Genomic DNA, 17,391 nt, shown 5'->3' on the forward strand with positions numbered 1-17,391 from the left:
TAGATAGAGCCAATGAGAAAAGAGAGTGGGTGGATAAAGTGTTTTCTGTAAGCACTATAGAAGAAGATATAAGGCGAGAAGCTAAATGGGCTGCAGAAGATGCTGTCAGAGCAGAAATGCAAGAAGTTCTTGCAGAAGCTGTAAAAGATGCTCGCAAAAAAGCAATGGAAGAAGGATTGCAAGAAGGATTGCAAGAAGGCTTACAGCAAGGTCTGGAACAAGGGCTACAAGAAGGTTTGCAGCAGGGTCTGGAACAAGGGATGCAACAAGGGATGCAACAAGGAATACAAAAAGGTACTAATAAATTCGCTGCACTTGTAGAAAAATTATTCTCAGAAAATCGACAAGCTGATGTATTGAAAGCCTCTGAGGATGAAGTCTATCGCGAAAGGCTGTTTCGAGAATTCGGTATATAGATTGAGTAAAATTGATTTATGGTCAGCTTAATTCAAAATGAAATACGCTGACCATATTACTTATATTTACTTCAAAACTATGAGAAATTTGTCATTTTCTCCGAAAATATCGAAATACATAGTTTCTTTTCGCAAAGGAAGCTTTAATTCTTTAAAGCTATCTTTATTTTCAACTTGTGTATGTTTAAGACCGTAATATGAGTTAATACCGCATATGCCCCATGCCCATTTACCTTGAAAAGTAATGGGTACAAGTCTATTTAGCATTTGATAATTTTGTGGTTGATTTTTCAGTATTGGAGATTGTCCGATACTTCCTTCAACTTGTATGGTTTTAGGGGAATCGTTTGAGAACTCTTCAATTTCATTTAGACTTTGAACGACAGATGTAATTCGAAAATCGGTCCATTGGCTCTGAACGTATAGTGCATTTCCGTATGTAAACGCAAATACGAAAAAGCACCAAGCTAGTATAGCAACTACCACATTTCCTATAAGTGCCTTTCTTGATGCAGCTATTGCCACGCCTAAAAAGGCTAGGAAAGCACCTACCCCATACATTGCTCTTGGAGCAAATAGAGGTTTCTCTAGTATTGGATATAATCCGAATATTAGACAACCCATTATTATCAAACAAATTACCGATGCTATAAAGTTGCGAAATATATTGTGCTTTGAATTAATTGTGTTGGTTACTAAAAATGCTATTACTATTAAGACGCATAAAAGTGTCCATATAGATTTAAAGTCAGTTAGTACATATTTGCAGTATTTTTTGTAATGGGTAATAGTTGTGGGGAGAATCTCGGAAAGCGGTGGTAAACCGTTTGACACATATGTGCTTGCGGGCTGCATAATAAACAATTTAAATATAACAAGTGCTACTCCACATGCAACAATTGATACGAGAACAAATATTGTAACGTTTTTCAGTTTTTTGCCTTGACAATATGCTTTGCATGCTAATAAAACAGCCAGCATGGGGAGAATACCTGATGCTGCTTGGTATGTAGTGCAAACAATAAGCTCTCCGGCGATTATTCCTAATGCGTAAATAATCTTATGCTGTTTAGCAAGCAATAATGGAACAACGGAAGCCAATATTGAAAGTGCCATATAAGGAGAATCGAATTTATAGGAAATGCATTCTAAAAAGTAAGGCGACATGCCAAGTGGTAGCACTGCGATTAGCATCCATATTGAATAGTTCTTTTTTCCGGAAATGAGGTATATTACGATTACGCTTGCAATGGCGAGTTCTATAACAGCTATTATTTGCGTCAAAGGTGAAATGTCTGTTAGATAATTACCGACATGAATAAAAGAGGAAAGGAAGTTTGAAGTATAGCGGCTAAAATTATCCCAACCTTTATATCCTGCGGATGCGCGACCCATGTCATCAATATAGTTAAAATTTGCTTGGATAATTGCGCTGAATCCTACTAAATATATTAGAGTAAGAATTAATGTTGGTTTTATTGCAAATCTAATAGATGCCATTATGGAATTTAGTTTCATTTTGATACGTGAAATGGCATTCTTTTGCGAGTTAAATTTTCTATATATGGCGCATGCATTCTCGAACGACTTCATGTGTTCTCCGTTTCGTAGTGTTAACTTTATCGGTGGTGAATTTAAGGCTGATTAGCTTTTCACATTAGATTCCCGTATAAAATAGGCGGGTCGTCTTTTGGTTTCTAAGTAGGTTTTCGCTAAATATTGTCCTAGTATTCCTATGCAGAGAAGCTGTATACCTCCCACGATGAGAATTACACAGACTGTTGAGGGCCATCCTGATACCGGATCTCCAAACAGTAAAGTTCGCGCTATGATGAAAGCAATAAGAAGAAGTGCTAGAACGAAACAAACTATTCCCGCACTCGATGCTACTACAAGTGGCATTGTGGAAAAAGCAACAATGCCCTCAATAGCATAACGCGCAAGAGAAAAGAAACTCCATGAACTTTCACCTGCAAAGCGCTGTGTATTCTCGTATTCGAACCAACATGTTTTGAATCCCACCCAGCTTGATATGCCTTTGAAAAAGCGGTTGTATTCATGCATGCTTAAAATGGCTTCAACAACATTTCTGTTCATAATTTGATAGTCGCGGGCACCGTCCGCAATCTCGATGTCGGATATCATGTTAATAATTCGATAGAATGTCCGTGCAAAAGCAGAACGTAATGCTGGCTCTCCTTTTCGATTGACGCGTCTCATACGCGCAATGTCGCATGGGGACATATCGCTACTAAACGCAACGGCTTTATAGAGTGTGGAAAGCATAGTTGGAGGGTCTTGCATATCTGCGTCCATAATTGCAACAAAGTCGCCTTTTGCATTTTTGAGTCCCGCTAAAATAGCTGCTTCTTTGCCAAAATTGCGTGAAAAAGAGAGATAACGTACCCGTGTATCGGTTTTTGCAATTGCTTTTAACTTAACGAGCGTTTTGTCGTTTGAGCCGTCGTCGATAAATAACATTTCTACTTCAACATTGTCAAAGGGATCTACGGATATAACTTTAGTAATTTCTTGATGAAATGCAGTAATTCCCTCCGCTTCGTTAAAGCAAGGAATTACTATCGAGAGAAGCATACGACTTTTTATCCTTATCTTCCGTTGAGATTTCTATTTAAAAATAATACATATATTCCCATACATGTATGGTGGTAAAAATATGTCAAGTCGCCAAAAGTAGGGGAATGGATAATGAAACACCGCAAACGACACCTGAACACTTTTCTCGCGAACTTGCGAATAAACTTCGCATGCTTCGAGATGCTAAGGGGATCAGTCAGGAAAATGTTGCCCATCAGGCAGGAATTTCAGCTTATACATATCAGAAATTTGAAAAAGGCGAATCGAAACCTGGCACACCCATGAATCCACGCTTGTTTACGCTTCTTGCTTTAGCCAATGTATTTGAGATTGACGTAAGAGAACTACTTACTTTCGAAGAAAAATAGTAGCTTACTTCCGCAATTTTGCGCATATTTACATCGAGTTGCGGATATTTATATTTTAATGTTCTGTCTTGTCGTCTAAAGGCTGTCGTATAGAAATTACGCTTTGCTGCCTTGTTGTGCCGTACCTCTATTTATCAATATGTTCTCGGGGGTCGTGTAGGGTGTTTGGCGGAACGCGCACTTCATCCCAGCCCATTTCGCGCAAAGCGTTAGCGGTGCGCCATGGGGGTGTATTTCCGTCGAATGCTGCGCAATAGTTCAGCGCTTCAACTAGGGTTATGTTGTGCATTAAATCTGCCATGGTGTCCACATCGGGCACGGGAGGCAGATATATTGCAGGCAATTCGGCTTCGCGTGCTTTCTGTATGTATGCAGGTAAAACAGTTAGTCCGTCCTTGTTGTAGAACACACCCGAATGGTTGAATGCAGTTTCGCGAGTCCACCCTATAATAGATACTCCCATTTCTTGGTCGGGGGCAAGTACAATTCCGCCACGCGGAACGTCTTCTAGCTTATGAAGCGCTTTAAAACCGGCGATTACATCGTTTGTTGTTAGCGCCGGCATATCGGCACCCATAGATAGGATGCAATCAGCTTTCATATCCCAGCATTTTTGAAATGCATCGTTATAGTGTTCGTCAAAACTGGCACCCTCGTCGGCAATAAATGTAATAGGGCGCGGCCATCTCCCTGCATCTGAGAATAGCTTTTGCATGCGTTCGACATTTTCGGCAGGTGCAGTAGATATAACCAGCTCGTATTCATCGGCGGCATTGTCTGTATTCTTGGCTTCCAGTTTGTCGAAAGCCGCCATGCATATCTCGCATACATCAAAAAGCATGCAATGATAAAGTGCGCTGGCTACTTCGGGTTCAAAAATACCATCTTTAAGTGTGGTAAGGCGGGTTTTTACAAGTCCGGCTTCTGGCAGTTTACTGAACAGCAGCAACACATTTTTTCGCATGGCGTAACCTTTGCTAGTCCTTTTGCTGGCTTCTATTATAATTAGCCGGATTAACAACTCTATTGAGAAGTGGATTTGCTTGTGGCAGATGAAGTGCGTGTAATCGGCATTCCGCGCGGCTTGCTTTTTTATAAATACGGCGTAATGTGGCAAACCTTTTTTGAAGAATTAGGTTTTAAGGTCGTTTTAAGCCCTAAAACCGATCGTGCTGTGTTTGAGGCGGGAGAGGCTGCCAGTGTAGATGAAGTATGCCTAGCATCAAAGATATATATGGGGCATGTGGTCGCGCTATTAGAAGGCGGCGAATGCGATGCCATATTTGTTCCGTCGTATAACAGTGGCGATGTGCGAGCTGGTTTTTGTACGAAATATCAAAGTCTGCCCGATTTGGTAGAGGCTACATTTCACGAAAGGGCAGCAAAATTTATAACTATGCGTGTGCAGAAAGCGAACGATCATAAAAGCGCGCGCCTAGATTTTATCGAATTGGCACACCGTTTGAATGCGTCGCCTAAGCAGGCATTGCGCGCATACAAACAGGCGATGCGCGCTCAAGAGGCTGCAAATTCTTCGCGCGTATCATCTCAGCAGGAAACATTGCGATTGTTGACTAAGTATCGCAAAGTGGCTGCAAGCGACCCTACAGGGACTGAACAGGCTCCACTAGTTATTTTGCTTGTGGCGCATCCTTATATTGCGCACGACCCTTATATAGCTGGCGATATTGTGGCAGCTATTGAGGGTATGGGCGCTACGGTTATATTCGCTGACGAAACCGACCATGCCGCTGCTTTTAAGCGCAGCTTCGATTTTTCGGACACGCTGCCGTGGATGATAAACCGCGAGCTGGTGGGTGCTATTTTGCAAACGTATGACAAAATAGATGGCATAGTCTTGTTATCTGCATTCCCGTGCGGACCCGATTCTATGTTTGATGATGCGGTAATGCGCAACATGCATGGTGTTCCCATTTTGAACTTGATGATAGATGCGCAAAGCGGCAGCGCGGGTATGGAGACACGCATAGAAAGTTTCATAGATATTCTGCGATTCCAAGGAAAAGGCAGGTATTTGAATGCCTAGTTTGCAGAAAGCAAAAAACATGTTGGAGAGCCTAGCGCAGCCTCGCGTTGAAGACACAACTGTTCAAGTAAAAGTTAGCGACGATGCGCGTACGCAGGTTGTCTACGAGCCGGAAGAGCCGCGCCGAGCCATTCCGTTTCCGCGGCTAAAAAAGAAGTTGAAACGCGACAGGCATAAGCGCACGAAGGTATCTGTATTTCGATATGCCTACTACGATCCGGCGTTCAAATTTTTTGTAGAACAGGTGCTAGATTGCGACTATTTGCAATTGCCAAAAGCCACAAAGCGCACAATGGATTTAGGCATTCAAAATTCCAGCGATTATGTTTGCACTCCGTTTAAGCACATGATGGGCGACTGGATAGAAGCACTTGAGCTTGGGGCTGATATTTTGGTGCAGGTGGGCGGTCCGTGCCGACTTGGCTACTATGGCGAGATGCAAGAGCAAATACTGCGCGATATGGGATACGAATTCACAATGCTGAATTTTAGTCACGGAATTGAGCAGGGTTATTTTGGCTGGGGTAAAGAAGTTTTGAAAATGGTGAACCCCGATATAGATATTCCATACGGAGTTAAGCAGCTGCTTGCAACTGGGCATATGCTGTCGCTATTAGATCAGGCGCGCGATTTCTATATGGCAAATGGTGGTTTCGAATGTGAGCGCGGCGCTTTTCGCCATGCGTGGGAAGATTTCTTGGATGCCATGCGTGCGGCTACCGATAAAGCTGAAATTGATAGCGCTTATGCGCGCTCAATGGAAGAAATGCGGGCAATTCCTTTGAATAAGCCGGCTAATCCTGTACGCATTGGCATAATTGGCGAATTGTATACGGCAATAGATGAAAACTCAAATTTAGGTCTTGATGAAAAGCTGATGGATATGGGTGTGGAAGTGTATCGCACATTGAATTTCAGCAACCGTTACACGCACTACAACGAGGCGAACTTGCGGCGCACAATATCTGAGTATGCGCAATACGATATGGGACCTACATCGACAATGACGTTGGCTGCTGCAAAGAAGTATGCGCAACTTGGTTTCGACGGGCTAATTCATGCAAAATGTGCAGGCTGCACACCCGAAATAGATTGCATACCGGTATTGCGTCGCATTTCGGAAGACTTTCATATTCCCGTTTTGTATCTAACTTACGATACAGAAACCAGCGATACTGGATTAATGACGCGACTTGAAGCGTTCTACGACATGCTGTATATGAAAAACGTGTCAGACGCTGGAGGCGTAACTGTGCGATCTTCTGGCTCATTACGGCGCTAAATCAGGAGAGAGGTTCTTGTGAATTACTATCTTGGCATAGATATCGGCTCTATTTCTACCAAAGGGGTCGTTATAGACGACGAACATAATATAGTTGCTAGGTCGTATTTGTGGACTGAAGGCAATCCTACCCAAGCTGCAAAACGTGTGATGTCTGAGCTATCTGAGCAGCTGCCAGACAATGCGCGAGTAGTGGGCGCGGGAACTACCGGCAGCGCTAGGCGTCTTGTGGGTGCCATGATAGGTGCCAGCGTGGTGAAAAATGAAATAACCGCGCACGCTGTGGGTACTACGTGTTTGCATCCAGACGTGCGTACCATTCTTGAAATAGGCGGTCAGGACAGCAAAATTATTTGCGTGGATGGTGGCATAGCTGTCGATTACGCAATGAACACGCTATGTGCCGCCGGCACAGGTTCCTTTCTTTCCAGCCAAGCACATCGTTTAGGCGTGGAAGTGGAAGAGTTTGGTCCCATAGCGCTAACAAGCAAGAAGCCGGCTAACATTGCTGCGCGCTGCACTGTTTTTGCGGAAAGCGACTTGGTTCACAAAATACAAGTTGGTTATGCGCGCGAAGACATAATTGCAGGTCTTTGCAGCGCTGTGGCTAGCAATTATCTAAACAATGTGGGCAAGGGTAAGAAAATAGAGGCACCAGTTGTGTTTCAGGGTGGTGTGTCGAAGAATGTGGGTGTTGTGCACGCTTTTGAAGAACAGCTGGGAATGCCTGTTGCGGTTGATCCCGATGGGCATCTTATGGGCGCATTTGGTGCGGCTCTATTAGCGGCCGATGCGGGACCTGTTAGCATTGATGGGGCATATGCTGCGCCCGCGGCAACAGGACCTTTCGTTTCTGGTTGTTTAGATTTTGATGCGGTGGAAGATTTCTCGTTTACAACGCGCGAGGTAGAGTGTCAGAAGTGCGCTAATCACTGTGAAATAATCTGCGTATATCGCGATCGCGATTTAATAGATGCGTGGGGTAATCGCTGCGAACGCGGAGAAATTAAGCCTTCGTAGGAAGTTATGCAATATTGTAGGGAACTATATAATCTCGGGAAGGCTACGTTCAGAAGCTGCGCAGCCTTCACTCCGCCTTCCCGAGATTTCCAATGTCGTAATTGACAGCCGGTCAAGATATAGTCGGGAAAGCTACGTTCAGAAGCTTCGCAGCCTTCACTCCGCCTTCCCGACTATATTAGTTGTGGCTATATTTAGTTCTCTTGGTAATTTGCTAGGAACAGGCGCGTGCGTTCGTGTTGTGGGTTGTTAATTACATCTGTGGCGCGTCCGCGTTCAACTACGGTTCCGCCGTCCATGAAAATTAGCTTGTCGGCTACGTCGCGCGCAAACGACATTTCATGAGTAACTATGACCATTGTGGTGTGTTCTAGTGCCAACTCGCGGATAACACGCAGCACTTCGCGCGTAAGTTCAGGGTCTAATGCGCTTGTAGGTTCATCGAAATACAGCACATCCGGGTTCATTGCCAACGCTCGCGCAATTGCTACGCGTTGTTGCTGTCCGCCCGAAAGTTCGCACGGAACCATATTTTCTTTGCCCGAAAGTCCCATTTTTGCAAGCAGCTCACGACCGCGTTGCTCGGCTTCTTCGCGTGGAATTTTCTGCACGCAAACCAGCGGGTCTATTATGTTTTTCAAGACTGTAAAATGCGGAAAAAGGTTGAAGTTTTGGAACACCAATCCATAACGGGTTTTGGCTTCGGCGAGCACATTTTTCGACCCGTATACGGCGTGCCCGTTGGGTCCATTTTCCGCAACAATTAAGTCTCCGTAAGCCAAGCGTCCTGAATCTAGCGTTTCTAGCATGGTTAAGCAGCGAAGCAAAGTAGATTTTCCCCCGCCAGACGGACCTATAATTGCAAGCACATCGCCTTTTTCTACTTCAAGCGATATGTCTTTCAAAACTTCAACTTCGCCGAAGCTTTTTTTAGCGCCTGTTAACGATACAACTTTGTTAGTTATGGTAGTAGTCAAGCTTCTTCTCCACACGATTTAAGATGAATTCTATAAGTAGGCAGAAAACCCAGTATATAAGTGCGGCTAATGCGTAGGGGATCATAGAAACCTCGCGCGCCGCTAACGCTTTAGCTTGGCTAAACATTTCGGCTATGCCAAGCACGAATGCCAACGATGTATCTTTCACTAGCGTTATTATTTCGTTGCCCATAGCGGGCAAAATGTGTTTGATCACTTGCGGAAGCACTATCTTCATAAAGGTTTGCGTCCGCGAGTATCCAAGCACGCTTGCAGCCTCATATTGCCCGCGCGGAATAGACTGAATGCCGCTGCGATATATTTCTCCAAAGTAGGCTGCGTAATTCAATATGAAACCTATGTCGCATGCCCAGAACTTCCAGTCGCTGCCCATCTGTAGACCGAATAGGGCGTAAGGTCCAAACATGATAGCCATTAATTGCAGCATCAATGGTGTGCCGCGCAAAATGGATATGTAGAAGCGCGCAATGGTGGAAATTACTTTGAATCTGCTCATGCGGCAGAGCGCTACCACTATGCCAAGAGGTAGCGCTCCGATAAGCGTGACTACAAAGATCTGCGCCGTTAACGCAAGGCCGTCGGCCAGAAGCCCTATCATCACACTAAATTCCATTTACTTCAGCACCCAATTCGCGTCGTAGTCAACACCGTACTCTGCGTATTTTTCACAGATTTCCCTAGCTTGACCTGATGCTACAAGAGCTGCTAGCGATTCGTTAACTTTTTTGGCTAACTGCTCTCCGTCGGCAGACTTGCTAAAGCCTACGGCGTAGTGTTCGCTGCTTAGCGGTTCGTCAAGCTGCACGTATGCGTCTGGGTTTGCAGCTATCTGATAGGCGGCTATAGAAAGATCGCAAGCAACTGCATCTACATTGCCTGCTTGCAGTTGCATGAATGCATTGTTGTAGTCGCTAATTGTGTCTAGACGATTGAAAGTGCCTGCCAAGCTAGCCTGATCGCCTTCCAGCACATCAAGTGCGGCGGAGTCAATTTGCGTTATAACTACTTTACCGGCTAGGCTCTCAAAGTTGTTTATGCCAGAATCGGCTTTTACAACTATAACCTGCTCGTTGAGCATATACGGATCGCTGAAGGTGTATTTATCTTCGCGACCTTCCATGGTAAAGCCGTTCCATATGCAGTTGATGTTTCCCTGCTCTAGCAGAGCATCTTTTGCATCCCAATCGATTGGCTCGGCTACAAATTCCCAACCATTCATTTCTGCTACAGCGGCAGCTAAATCAAGGTCAAGACCGGTGTATTCGCCCTGTTCGCCAATGAAGCCATACGGCGGATAGCTGTTATCAAAGCCTACGGTAAGTTTGAAGCCCTCGCCCAAATCTAGGGTGCTTTCGGCTGCGCTTGACGAAGCGGATGAGCTGCTAGAACCGCCCGAGTTAGAGCAGCCTGCCAGTGCAAATGCGCTAATAGCTAAGGCGCATGCGGCAGCTACAGCCACTATCTTTTTCTTCATTCTTCCTCCTTGCTGAAAGTGCGCTTTCGATAATGCACTTTCGACTACATTACATTATCACTCTACTGTAATAAAGCAGATGGAGTATACCACGGGCAGTACACCATTTGGTGTATTTAAGTGACAAATAGGCAAAGATGCGTGAATTAGGGCTTGAATTTTTCTAACAGATGATAAATTGCAAACAACAAAGGAGGTTCCAATGGAAAACAATGGCAATAATCAAATTCCGCAAGGTCAGCAGACGCATGTAGGTCAGCACGAAGCGCAATCAGCTTATTGGGCTGCCTATTCTGCCGATGGTCATGGAGTGCATGCGCAGAATACGGCAGGCAATAATCACTATGCGTCTGCTGCATCGGTGCCTGCGGCAACAAAGAAGAGCTCCGGCGCTAAGACGTTTTTGCTAGCTTTCGCGGGCGCGCTTGTGGCGTGCGTGCTAATGTTTGGCATAGGTGCTGTTACCAATATGTTCGGTATGGGCAGCAGCCGTATTCAGCTTGGAGCGGTTGACTCCACATCGGTTGAGGCGGCATCGGAAGAGGCTTCACTTGCTGAAGCTGTGGCTTCAAAATGCATGCCGTCGGTCGGGTCGGTCACGGTATATTCCGCGCAGTCTGCGCAGTCGGGAAGCATATATGACTATCTGTATGGTTATGGCTATACGCAAGATCGCGAAGATTCGCTTACCCAAAGCGGTATGGGTTCGTGCGTAATGTTGTCTGAAGACGGCTATGCAGTAACGAATTATCATGTGGTTCAAGGTGGAAGTAAATTTGAAGTTACGGTTGATGGCGAAACTTACAATGCCGAATTAGTTGGTGACGATGCATCTTCTGATGTGGCTGTGTTGAAACTTGACGGCAATGGTTTTTCGCCTATCGAATTGGGCGACTCTGACGACATTAAAATAGGCGAATGGGTTATGTCTATAGGCAGCCCGTTTGGTCTAGAGCAGTCGGTCGCTACTGGCATTGTGTCGGCAACAAGCCGTTCCCAGATAATGGAAGCATCGGGCGATATGTTTGGCAACAGCACTGGTGAAGCCACAATTTATCCCAACATGATTCAGACAGATGCTGCTATTAATCCGGGCAACTCGGGCGGCGCTTTAGTTGACGCACAGGGCAAACTAATCGGTATTAACACGCTAATCACTTCGTACTCTGGGAATTATTCCGGTGTTGGATTTGCTATTCCTGCGAACTACGCTATTAGTTTGGCGAAAGATATTATCGACGGCAAGGAGCCTACGCACGCGCAGCTAGGCGTAAGTCTTACCACGGTGAATGAAACTATTGCTAAGCGTTATGGCTTCTCGGTTGATGAAGGCGCATATGTTTCGGCTGTAGTGCCCGGTAGTGGTGCTGAGCAGGCTGGCATTCAGATTGGTGACATTATTACCAAATTTGACGGACAGGATGTAGAAAGCGCAAGCGATCTTATGCTGGACGTTCGTACCAAGAATCCCGGCGATAAGGTTACTTTGAAATTCATGCGCGGTAGCGAAGAGAAAGAAGTACAGGTAACTTTAGGAATGAGCGAAAGTGCAAATTCCAATAATTCAAACTCTTCTAACAGCAATTCCGGTGGCATGTATATCCCACAAGGCAACGATGCTTTTTAGTTGCAAATAACCCCTCTCCTTTTGTTGATGCGCCCGGTTCGCTGGGCGCATCGCCTTTATGCGTAAGGTCTGTGTTTATGCTGGGAAGAGCTGTATAATTTTATGTAGGTGTGTATACGAATGCGCTGTGCTGGAAGAGGCCGATTTAATGAGCACTTTCAACGAAGATTATCCTGAATTTCGGAATGTAAATTCTGGTAATGGATCTGTTGATCGGATCGTGCAATCCTATGCTGCTAAAGATGCGGCTCGTGCACGAAATGCCCGAATGCGCATGCAAGTTCGTGCAAGCAATGATATAGATCAAGACAGTCGCCGTCTCGATTGGGAAGCGCAGCGCGCCATACGCAATGCGCAGCATGGCAGGAATACAAATCGAGAGATCATAGATGGGCGCGGCAGTATAGATTCGCGCGCGCTTAATGAGAAAAATGAATTAGTTGGTTACACGATAGACGAACGCGATAGGCACGACCCTATGGTTGATATTAACGATTCTAAATCGCGTTGGCGTTCGCACGATGGGAATTTTGGGGGCTACGATCGCATGCCCGTGTCGGGTGGCAAGAGACGCAACGCACGACCTAACCAAATAGGTTTACAGGGCGGCTCTATGGGCAACAAGCGCAACTTTGCTGCCGCCAGCAATACGGGAATTCCGTTGTTTGTAAAAATTGCCATTCCGGTAATAATAATTTTGATCATAGTTTTAATCTTTTTGCTTACTCCGTAAGGTTTCGCGAAACCAAACCGAAGTCGATTTTGGACGAGTAGATTGCATCTCTGGAAACTAAGGTCGTGATATTATACCGCCATTGGCGGTATAATATTGGCGGTAAAGAAAGGCTAAATCATGTCGTATGAACCGCCATTTGTGCGTACCGCCAAAATTGACGCTCTTTGTATGGAGATCGCAGAGTTGGTTGGCATGCTCTCTCCGGAAACCCCTTTGGCGAAGAGCCCAAAGCTTCATCGTGAGCTTAGAATAAAAACCATTCACTCTTCGCTGCTTATTGAGGGAAATAAACTCGACGAAAACGCCGTCACTGCAATTATTGATGGCAAGCATGTATTGGGTGACAGCCGCGATATTCTTGAGGTAGAAAACGCTAGACGAGCATACGATCTCATTCCAATTCTCGATCCCTATTCTATAGACGATCTTCTCAAAGCTCACCGAACGATGATGGAGGGTCTTGTTTCTGAGGCAGGGCGTTTTCGTTCGAGCAATGTTGGTGTCTTTGACGGTGATGTGCTTATTCATGCGGGAACACCAGCTACATATGTTCCCGATGTTATGTGCGATATTTTTGAATGGTTAAAGACCACAAGTCTGCATCCGCTTCTCGCCTCCTGCATTTTCCACTTCGAGTTCGAATTCTGCCATCCTTTCGCGGATGGAAACGGTAGGACGGGTCGGCTTTGGCACACGTTGCTTCTTTCCAGATGGCGACCTGTGCTTGCTTGGCTTCCTGTTGAAAGGGTTATTAGGCAGCGTCAATCCGAATACTATACGATGTTAGCCAAATCTGAAGCGATTGGATCTAGTGAACCGTTCGTTGAATTTATCCTCGAGGCAATTAGGGATGCGGCGCTTCCATTTGCAAAACCGAGAAGCGAACGGAGTCTGACAAAAGCTCGAACACTTGCGTTCTTTGTTGAACACCCAAATGGAAACATTACTCAGTTGGCAGAACACCTTGGGTGTTCAAAAAGGAGCGCGGAGCGCATTGTTGCAGAACTGAAAGATGAGGGTGCTATAAAGAGAAAAGGCAGTTCGCGTGCTGGAGTTTGGATCGTTCTTCAAGACGCCAAAAAGAGAACTAGTGAAAGAATGAGTTATTTCAGCGCTGAAAGAACTGATTGGTACAAATAAGCGCATGTATACGCATGTATAAGGAGATTAGTAGATAACCATGAACGAAGAATTTGTACGTAGAATTTATGACACGCTGGTGTCAGAAGGCTGTGAGGAATATAAGACGCTATTTGAAAAGACAGCAATAACAGATCAAACAATTGAATACTGGAAAAGAGCAATCTGCTTCTTTCAGGGTTTTGATAATTCGCAAAAGGATATCTTCTATGACATTCTCAGGCAGACAATAATTGATACTATTTCAGGCGTATTTGGCGTTTTTGACGGTTCCACTGCCTTAATTGGCGGAAACATGGAATGCAGCATTCAAATTGATGGCGTTGATACAGAGTCAGAACTGCAGGATACTTTTATGGAGTTTGTAGAAGATAGTGAGTAGCGGCGATGTATCGGAGCAAGCCATGTTGTGTGGCTGTGTCTGGGGTCACGGAGTTGCGAAGTCAAAGAAGAAAGAGATATGACAAGCAGCTCCAAACCGCGGTAGCGAAGAAGGTGCTATCCGGCAATATCGTCGTGAAGAATCTGTTTGAAGAGCTCGGTATCAAGGATTCCGCGTTCGGGTGAAATAATTACGCAAAAATGGTCAAAACTTCCGACTTTCCACGGTCGGACTGACACATAGTTGGCTTGAATTGTGGAGGACACTGGGCAAACAGTACTTGACGACCCATTAATGAGTGCTGTTTGCCTATTACAACCATGGAAAGTCGGAAGTTTTGACCATTTTTGCGTAAACAACTATACGAGTTAATTTATATCGCATGGTTTCAAATGCAAAATGAGGGGCAAAAATTTCACTAATACCTTAAAAACGTGAAGAACAGCGTATCACTTGACCTTAAAAACGTGAAAAATGGAGTACAATGTGACCTTAAAAACGTGAAACTACTACTTCAGAGGTCATTGTTATGATTTTCAAGCGTAAACTCTATGACAAGCTTCTTGCATGGAAAGCGAATCAAGCCGACAAGACTGCTCTACTTATTGAGGGCGCGCGTCGTGTCGGGAAGAGTACTCTTGCTAAAGCCTTTGGAGCTAACGAGTATCGCTCCTATATTGTTGTCGACTTTTGGGAAGCGTCTCAGGAGGTGAAGGATGCGTTTTCTCAGAATCTTAATAACCTAGATGCTCTGTTTCGCTTTCTTCAACTTCACTACGCCACGCGTCTTTACGAGCATGATTCTCTTATTGTGCTTGACGAGGTGCAGTTGCATCCTACTGCACGAAGTGCTGTTAAGCAGCTTGTAGCCGATGGGCGCTATCATTACATCGAGACTGGGTCGCTACTTTCTATAAAACAGAATGTGTCAGGTGCGCCTATTCCCTCTGAGGAGGTTTCCGCTCGGCTCTGCCCTCTTGATTTTGAAGAGTTCCTCTGGGCGTGTGGCAACGATGTTGCGACGCAATTTATCCGAGAGTCTTTTGCGACCAAGGAGCCTTTGCCGGATGGGTCACATCGTGATCTGATGCGCACTTTTCGGGAGTACCTGCTTGTCGGAGGGATGCCGCAATCTGTTGAGGCATTTCTTGCTAGGAATTCGTTTCAAGAGGCCGACGACGTCAAGCGTGCGATTCTGGATTTATATCGTAAAGACATCACTCGCTTTGCCGCGGGTTACGAGGGTAAGGTTCGTAGGGCTTTCGATGCTATTCCTAGTCAGTTATCCAAACACGAAAAGAAGTTCACTGTGTCGGCTATGGGGCATCATGCGCGCATTCGTGACTACCAAGTTGCATTCGAGTGGATGTCGGAGGCTTGTGTGACGAATATGTGTTGGTCGGTGACTGATCCATGTGTCGGATTGGCTCTCTATGAAGACGATGGCGCCTTTAAGTGCTACATGGTGGATACGGGGCTGCTTGTGACTCATGCTCTCGCCGATCGTGCAACAACAAGCAACAAAATATACGAGGATGTACTTACGGGGAAACTGTCGATCAACGAGGGTATGATTACGGAGAACGTTGTTGCTCAGCAGCTTGTCGCATCGGGGCATCGGCTGCGCTTCTACAGCAGCTACGCATCCGTGGCATCCGACCGCATGGAGATCGACTTCTTAGTAGCGCGTGAATACAGTGATGCCGGGGGGAAGGCACGTGTAAGCCCTATTGAGGTGAAGAGCTCGAACCGCTATGGCTTGTCGTCGCTCGACAAGTTTAAGACGAAATTCGGAAAGCGGGTGGGCACCCAATTTGTGCTGCATCCCAAGACCTTAAGCGTGGAGGGTGATCGTGTCTTTTTGCCACTATACATGGCGCACTTGGTCTGATTTTGAGGATTTCTTGCTTGTCGAATAAACGGCTTTTATGCTGCATTCGAGTTCCTTATCATCTAGTTCGCAGATGTATTTACATAATTTCATTTTATCGAGAGACTGTATAGTGCTTTTTTCTCCATAATCTCCGATTTTCGTTTTGTTCTGATGGAACTTGCTCATTTCGTGATAGACACCGAGTCTGCGGTTTCGGCACACAACCACTGTTTGCCCATTGTCCTCCACAATTCAAGCCAGCTATGTGACAATCTGACCATGGAAAGTCGGAAGTTTTGACCATTTTTGCGTAAACAACTTTCCGCAACTCTGTAATTTTGTGGCAATCATGCTGTTGTGCCGAAACCCTAAAACGTGAAACTATCACTTCAAGGGCGATTACTTTGCTTTTCAAGCGTGAGTTCTGCGAAAAGCTTTTTGAGTGTAATGCTCGGTGCCAAAGGGTTACATTGCATGGTACTTTTAGCGAACTCCATCACTCGGTTTCTTCTGACTCGGTTTGTTCAAGTTAATATATATCGCATATCTCCAAATGGGCTTTGGCGCAAACTAGCATCGCACAGTGCGTTAGGATGGCTGTTGTGCGCTTAGTAGCAACTCGCTATTTTTGCGCAAGGAAGTCTGCAACTCGTCTATGTTTTGCTCGCGTACTTTCGCCAAAGTGGCTATGGTGTCGTTTAGCTCGTCAGTCCAAAGCTTAGTTGACCATTCCATCCCTTCATGCGGTGGGCTGTCAGTTTCTACGAGTAGACGCATTTGTGGTACAGCTTTTGCGAATTTGCGTCCAGACTCGGTTGCTAACATGCGCTTGCCTACTGAAAACCAGCAATCTTTTTCCAGAGCGCGGGCAAAATCTTCCGGCGTACCTTGAAACCAGTGAAACACGCATATGTGTTGCTCGGGGGTTTTGTGGCTTTCCAAGGCGCTCAAGAGTTCGCTATTCGAATGCACGCTGTGCAGAAAGATAATTTTTCGGTCGGAAGTTTTGCTTAGCAAACCCAGCAATTGGTCGAGGATTTTTTGCTGCTGTATTTTTGTAGCTTTGCGTTTTCCGTAGAAATCTAGCCCAATTTCGCCGATGAATGGCGTAGTGGGTAGCAAATTTTCAAATCGGGTTAAATCTACTTTACTTATGCGTTCGTTGGCTATCCACCACGGATGCATCCCTAAGGCAACAAAGATGTTGCGCCAAGGTTTGAATTCTTCAACAGCTGCTACATAGCTTGAGGGAACTACGGTAGCGCATAGCGCGGTTAAGCTGATGTTTTCCAGTTCAGCTGCTATGCTTTTCGCGTTGCTTGCGAAATCTAGATGGCAATGCATATCGAAGAGCAATGTCATTTGCGCCTCCGCTCAACTTTGTCATCTGTAACAATAGCACCTATTTTCAGTATGTTGGCATCTATTCC

Annotated in this window: 17 protein-coding genes; 10 read left to right on the forward strand and 7 right to left on the reverse strand. The window is 45.4% G+C overall.

Features of this window, described 5'->3' with window-relative positions:
• Positions 1-416: hypothetical protein (locus G7Y37_RS09095; protein ID WP_206214065.1), on the forward strand; the 416-nt coding region annotated here is incomplete at its 5' end.
• A 66-nt stretch (positions 417-482) separates the two neighbouring features.
• Here G7Y37_RS09095 and G7Y37_RS02050 read toward each other — a convergent pair.
• On the reverse strand, positions 483-2,009 hold the full coding sequence (locus tag G7Y37_RS02050) for a glucosyltransferase domain-containing protein (RefSeq protein ID WP_165061030.1): 1,527 nt from the start codon (positions 2,007-2,009) through the stop codon (positions 483-485).
• A gap of 51 nt (positions 2,010-2,060) precedes the next feature.
• Positions 2,061-3,011 carry a glycosyltransferase family 2 protein gene (locus tag G7Y37_RS02055; protein WP_165061033.1) on the reverse strand — a complete coding sequence of 317 codons (951 nt, stop codon included), beginning with the start codon at positions 3,009-3,011 and terminating at the stop codon, positions 2,061-2,063.
• A gap of 107 nt (positions 3,012-3,118) precedes the next feature.
• On the opposite strand from G7Y37_RS02055, the gene G7Y37_RS02060 reads away from it, so the two are divergent.
• Entirely contained in the window at positions 3,119-3,382 is a 264-nt protein-coding gene (locus tag G7Y37_RS02060) for a helix-turn-helix domain-containing protein (RefSeq protein ID WP_165061036.1), read from the forward strand.
• Between the two features lie 127 nt (positions 3,383-3,509).
• Here the strand turns inward: G7Y37_RS02060 and G7Y37_RS02065 are convergent, their stop codons facing one another.
• The gene (locus G7Y37_RS02065; protein ID WP_165061039.1) at positions 3,510-4,346 is read right to left on the reverse strand and encodes a DUF2064 domain-containing protein; all 837 of its coding nucleotides are present in this window, start codon (positions 4,344-4,346) and stop codon (positions 3,510-3,512) included.
• A gap of 81 nt (positions 4,347-4,427) precedes the next feature.
• On the opposite strand from G7Y37_RS02065, the gene G7Y37_RS02070 reads away from it, so the two are divergent.
• Genes G7Y37_RS02070 through G7Y37_RS02080 form a run of 3 tightly spaced genes read left to right on the forward strand, consistent with a single transcriptional unit; the run spans position 4,428 to position 7,731 of the window.
• Positions 4,428-5,429, forward strand: a complete 1,002-nt coding sequence (locus G7Y37_RS02070) for an acyl-CoA dehydratase activase-related protein (RefSeq protein ID WP_241155966.1) — start codon at positions 4,428-4,430, stop codon at positions 5,427-5,429.
• Positions 5,422-6,711, forward strand: coding sequence for a hypothetical protein (locus tag G7Y37_RS02075; RefSeq protein ID WP_241155967.1), 1,290 nt, complete (start codon positions 5,422-5,424; stop codon positions 6,709-6,711). Before G7Y37_RS02070 ends, G7Y37_RS02075 begins: the two co-directional genes overlap by 8 nt.
• A gap of 18 nt (positions 6,712-6,729) precedes the next feature.
• A complete protein-coding gene (locus G7Y37_RS02080; RefSeq protein WP_165061042.1) occupies positions 6,730-7,731 on the forward strand; it encodes an acyl-CoA dehydratase activase in 1,002 nt (333 codons plus the stop codon).
• 194 nt (positions 7,732-7,925) lie between these two features.
• Here the strand turns inward: G7Y37_RS02080 and G7Y37_RS02085 are convergent, their stop codons facing one another.
• The 3 genes from G7Y37_RS02085 to G7Y37_RS02095 are packed head-to-tail and all read right to left on the reverse strand — an operon-like array spanning position 7,926 to position 10,203.
• A complete protein-coding gene (locus G7Y37_RS02085; RefSeq protein ID WP_370514592.1) occupies positions 7,926-8,708 on the reverse strand; it encodes an amino acid ABC transporter ATP-binding protein in 783 nt (260 codons plus the stop codon).
• On the reverse strand, positions 8,689-9,342 hold the full coding sequence (locus tag G7Y37_RS02090; protein WP_165061046.1) for an amino acid ABC transporter permease: 654 nt from the start codon (positions 9,340-9,342) through the stop codon (positions 8,689-8,691). The genes G7Y37_RS02085 and G7Y37_RS02090 overlap by 20 nt, the downstream gene beginning before the upstream one ends.
• Positions 9,343-10,203 carry a transporter substrate-binding domain-containing protein gene (locus G7Y37_RS02095; protein ID WP_165061049.1) on the reverse strand — a complete coding sequence of 287 codons (861 nt, stop codon included), beginning with the start codon at positions 10,201-10,203 and terminating at the stop codon, positions 9,343-9,345.
• A 202-nt stretch (positions 10,204-10,405) separates the two neighbouring features.
• On the opposite strand from G7Y37_RS02095, the gene G7Y37_RS02100 reads away from it, so the two are divergent.
• The 5 genes from G7Y37_RS02100 to G7Y37_RS02120 all read left to right on the forward strand — a co-directional run bounded on the left by G7Y37_RS02100 (position 10,406) and on the right by G7Y37_RS02120 (position 15,979).
• A complete protein-coding gene (locus G7Y37_RS02100) occupies positions 10,406-11,830 on the forward strand; it encodes a S1C family serine protease (protein ID WP_165061052.1) in 1,425 nt (474 codons plus the stop codon).
• Between the two features lie 148 nt (positions 11,831-11,978).
• Positions 11,979-12,563: a hypothetical protein gene (locus tag G7Y37_RS02105; RefSeq protein WP_165061055.1), complete on the forward strand. Its 585-nt coding sequence runs from the start codon at positions 11,979-11,981 to the stop codon at positions 12,561-12,563.
• A 120-nt stretch (positions 12,564-12,683) separates the two neighbouring features.
• The gene (locus G7Y37_RS02110; RefSeq protein WP_165061058.1) at positions 12,684-13,706 is read left to right on the forward strand and encodes a Fic family protein; all 1,023 of its coding nucleotides are present in this window, start codon (positions 12,684-12,686) and stop codon (positions 13,704-13,706) included.
• A 40-nt stretch (positions 13,707-13,746) separates the two neighbouring features.
• Entirely contained in the window at positions 13,747-14,088 is a 342-nt protein-coding gene (locus G7Y37_RS02115; RefSeq protein ID WP_165061061.1) for a transposase, read from the forward strand.
• A 529-nt stretch (positions 14,089-14,617) separates the two neighbouring features.
• On the forward strand, positions 14,618-15,979 hold the full coding sequence (locus G7Y37_RS02120) for an ATP-binding protein (protein WP_165061063.1): 1,362 nt from the start codon (positions 14,618-14,620) through the stop codon (positions 15,977-15,979).
• 570 nt (positions 15,980-16,549) lie between these two features.
• Here G7Y37_RS02120 and G7Y37_RS02125 read toward each other — a convergent pair.
• On the reverse strand, positions 16,550-17,323 hold the full coding sequence (locus G7Y37_RS02125; RefSeq protein ID WP_165061065.1) for a TatD family hydrolase: 774 nt from the start codon (positions 17,321-17,323) through the stop codon (positions 16,550-16,552).
• Positions 17,324-17,391 lie beyond the last annotated feature (68 nt).

It is taken from the genome of Adlercreutzia sp. ZJ154 (assembly GCF_011039055.1).
Taxonomy (GTDB): Bacteria; Actinomycetota; Coriobacteriia; order Coriobacteriales; family Eggerthellaceae; genus Adlercreutzia_A.

Excerpts from the sequence above, each read along its gene's own strand:
- G7Y37_RS02050 (WP_165061030.1), bottom strand. The coding sequence starts at position 2,009 with ATGAAGTCGTTCGAGAATGCATGCGCCATATATAGAAAATTTAACTCG.
- G7Y37_RS02055 (WP_165061033.1), bottom strand. The coding sequence starts at position 3,011 with ATGCTTCTCTCGATAGTAATTCCTTGCTTTAACGAAGCGGAGGGAATT.
- G7Y37_RS02060 (WP_165061036.1), top strand. The coding sequence starts at position 3,119 with ATGGATAATGAAACACCGCAAACGACACCTGAACACTTTTCTCGCGAA.
- G7Y37_RS02065 (WP_165061039.1), bottom strand. The coding sequence starts at position 4,346 with ATGCGAAAAAATGTGTTGCTGCTGTTCAGTAAACTGCCAGAAGCCGGA.
- G7Y37_RS02075 (WP_241155967.1), top strand. The coding sequence starts at position 5,422 with ATGCCTAGTTTGCAGAAAGCAAAAAACATGTTGGAGAGCCTAGCGCAG.
- G7Y37_RS02090 (WP_165061046.1), bottom strand. The coding sequence starts at position 9,342 with ATGGAATTTAGTGTGATGATAGGGCTTCTGGCCGACGGCCTTGCGTTA.
- G7Y37_RS02095 (WP_165061049.1), bottom strand. The coding sequence starts at position 10,203 with ATGAAGAAAAAGATAGTGGCTGTAGCTGCCGCATGCGCCTTAGCTATT.
- G7Y37_RS02100 (WP_165061052.1), top strand. The coding sequence starts at position 10,406 with ATGGAAAACAATGGCAATAATCAAATTCCGCAAGGTCAGCAGACGCAT.
- G7Y37_RS02105 (WP_165061055.1), top strand. The coding sequence starts at position 11,979 with ATGAGCACTTTCAACGAAGATTATCCTGAATTTCGGAATGTAAATTCT.
- G7Y37_RS02110 (WP_165061058.1), top strand. The coding sequence starts at position 12,684 with ATGTCGTATGAACCGCCATTTGTGCGTACCGCCAAAATTGACGCTCTT.
- G7Y37_RS02115 (WP_165061061.1), top strand. The coding sequence starts at position 13,747 with ATGAACGAAGAATTTGTACGTAGAATTTATGACACGCTGGTGTCAGAA.
- G7Y37_RS02120 (WP_165061063.1), top strand. The coding sequence starts at position 14,618 with ATGATTTTCAAGCGTAAACTCTATGACAAGCTTCTTGCATGGAAAGCG.
- G7Y37_RS02125 (WP_165061065.1), bottom strand. The coding sequence starts at position 17,323 with ATGACATTGCTCTTCGATATGCATTGCCATCTAGATTTCGCAAGCAAC.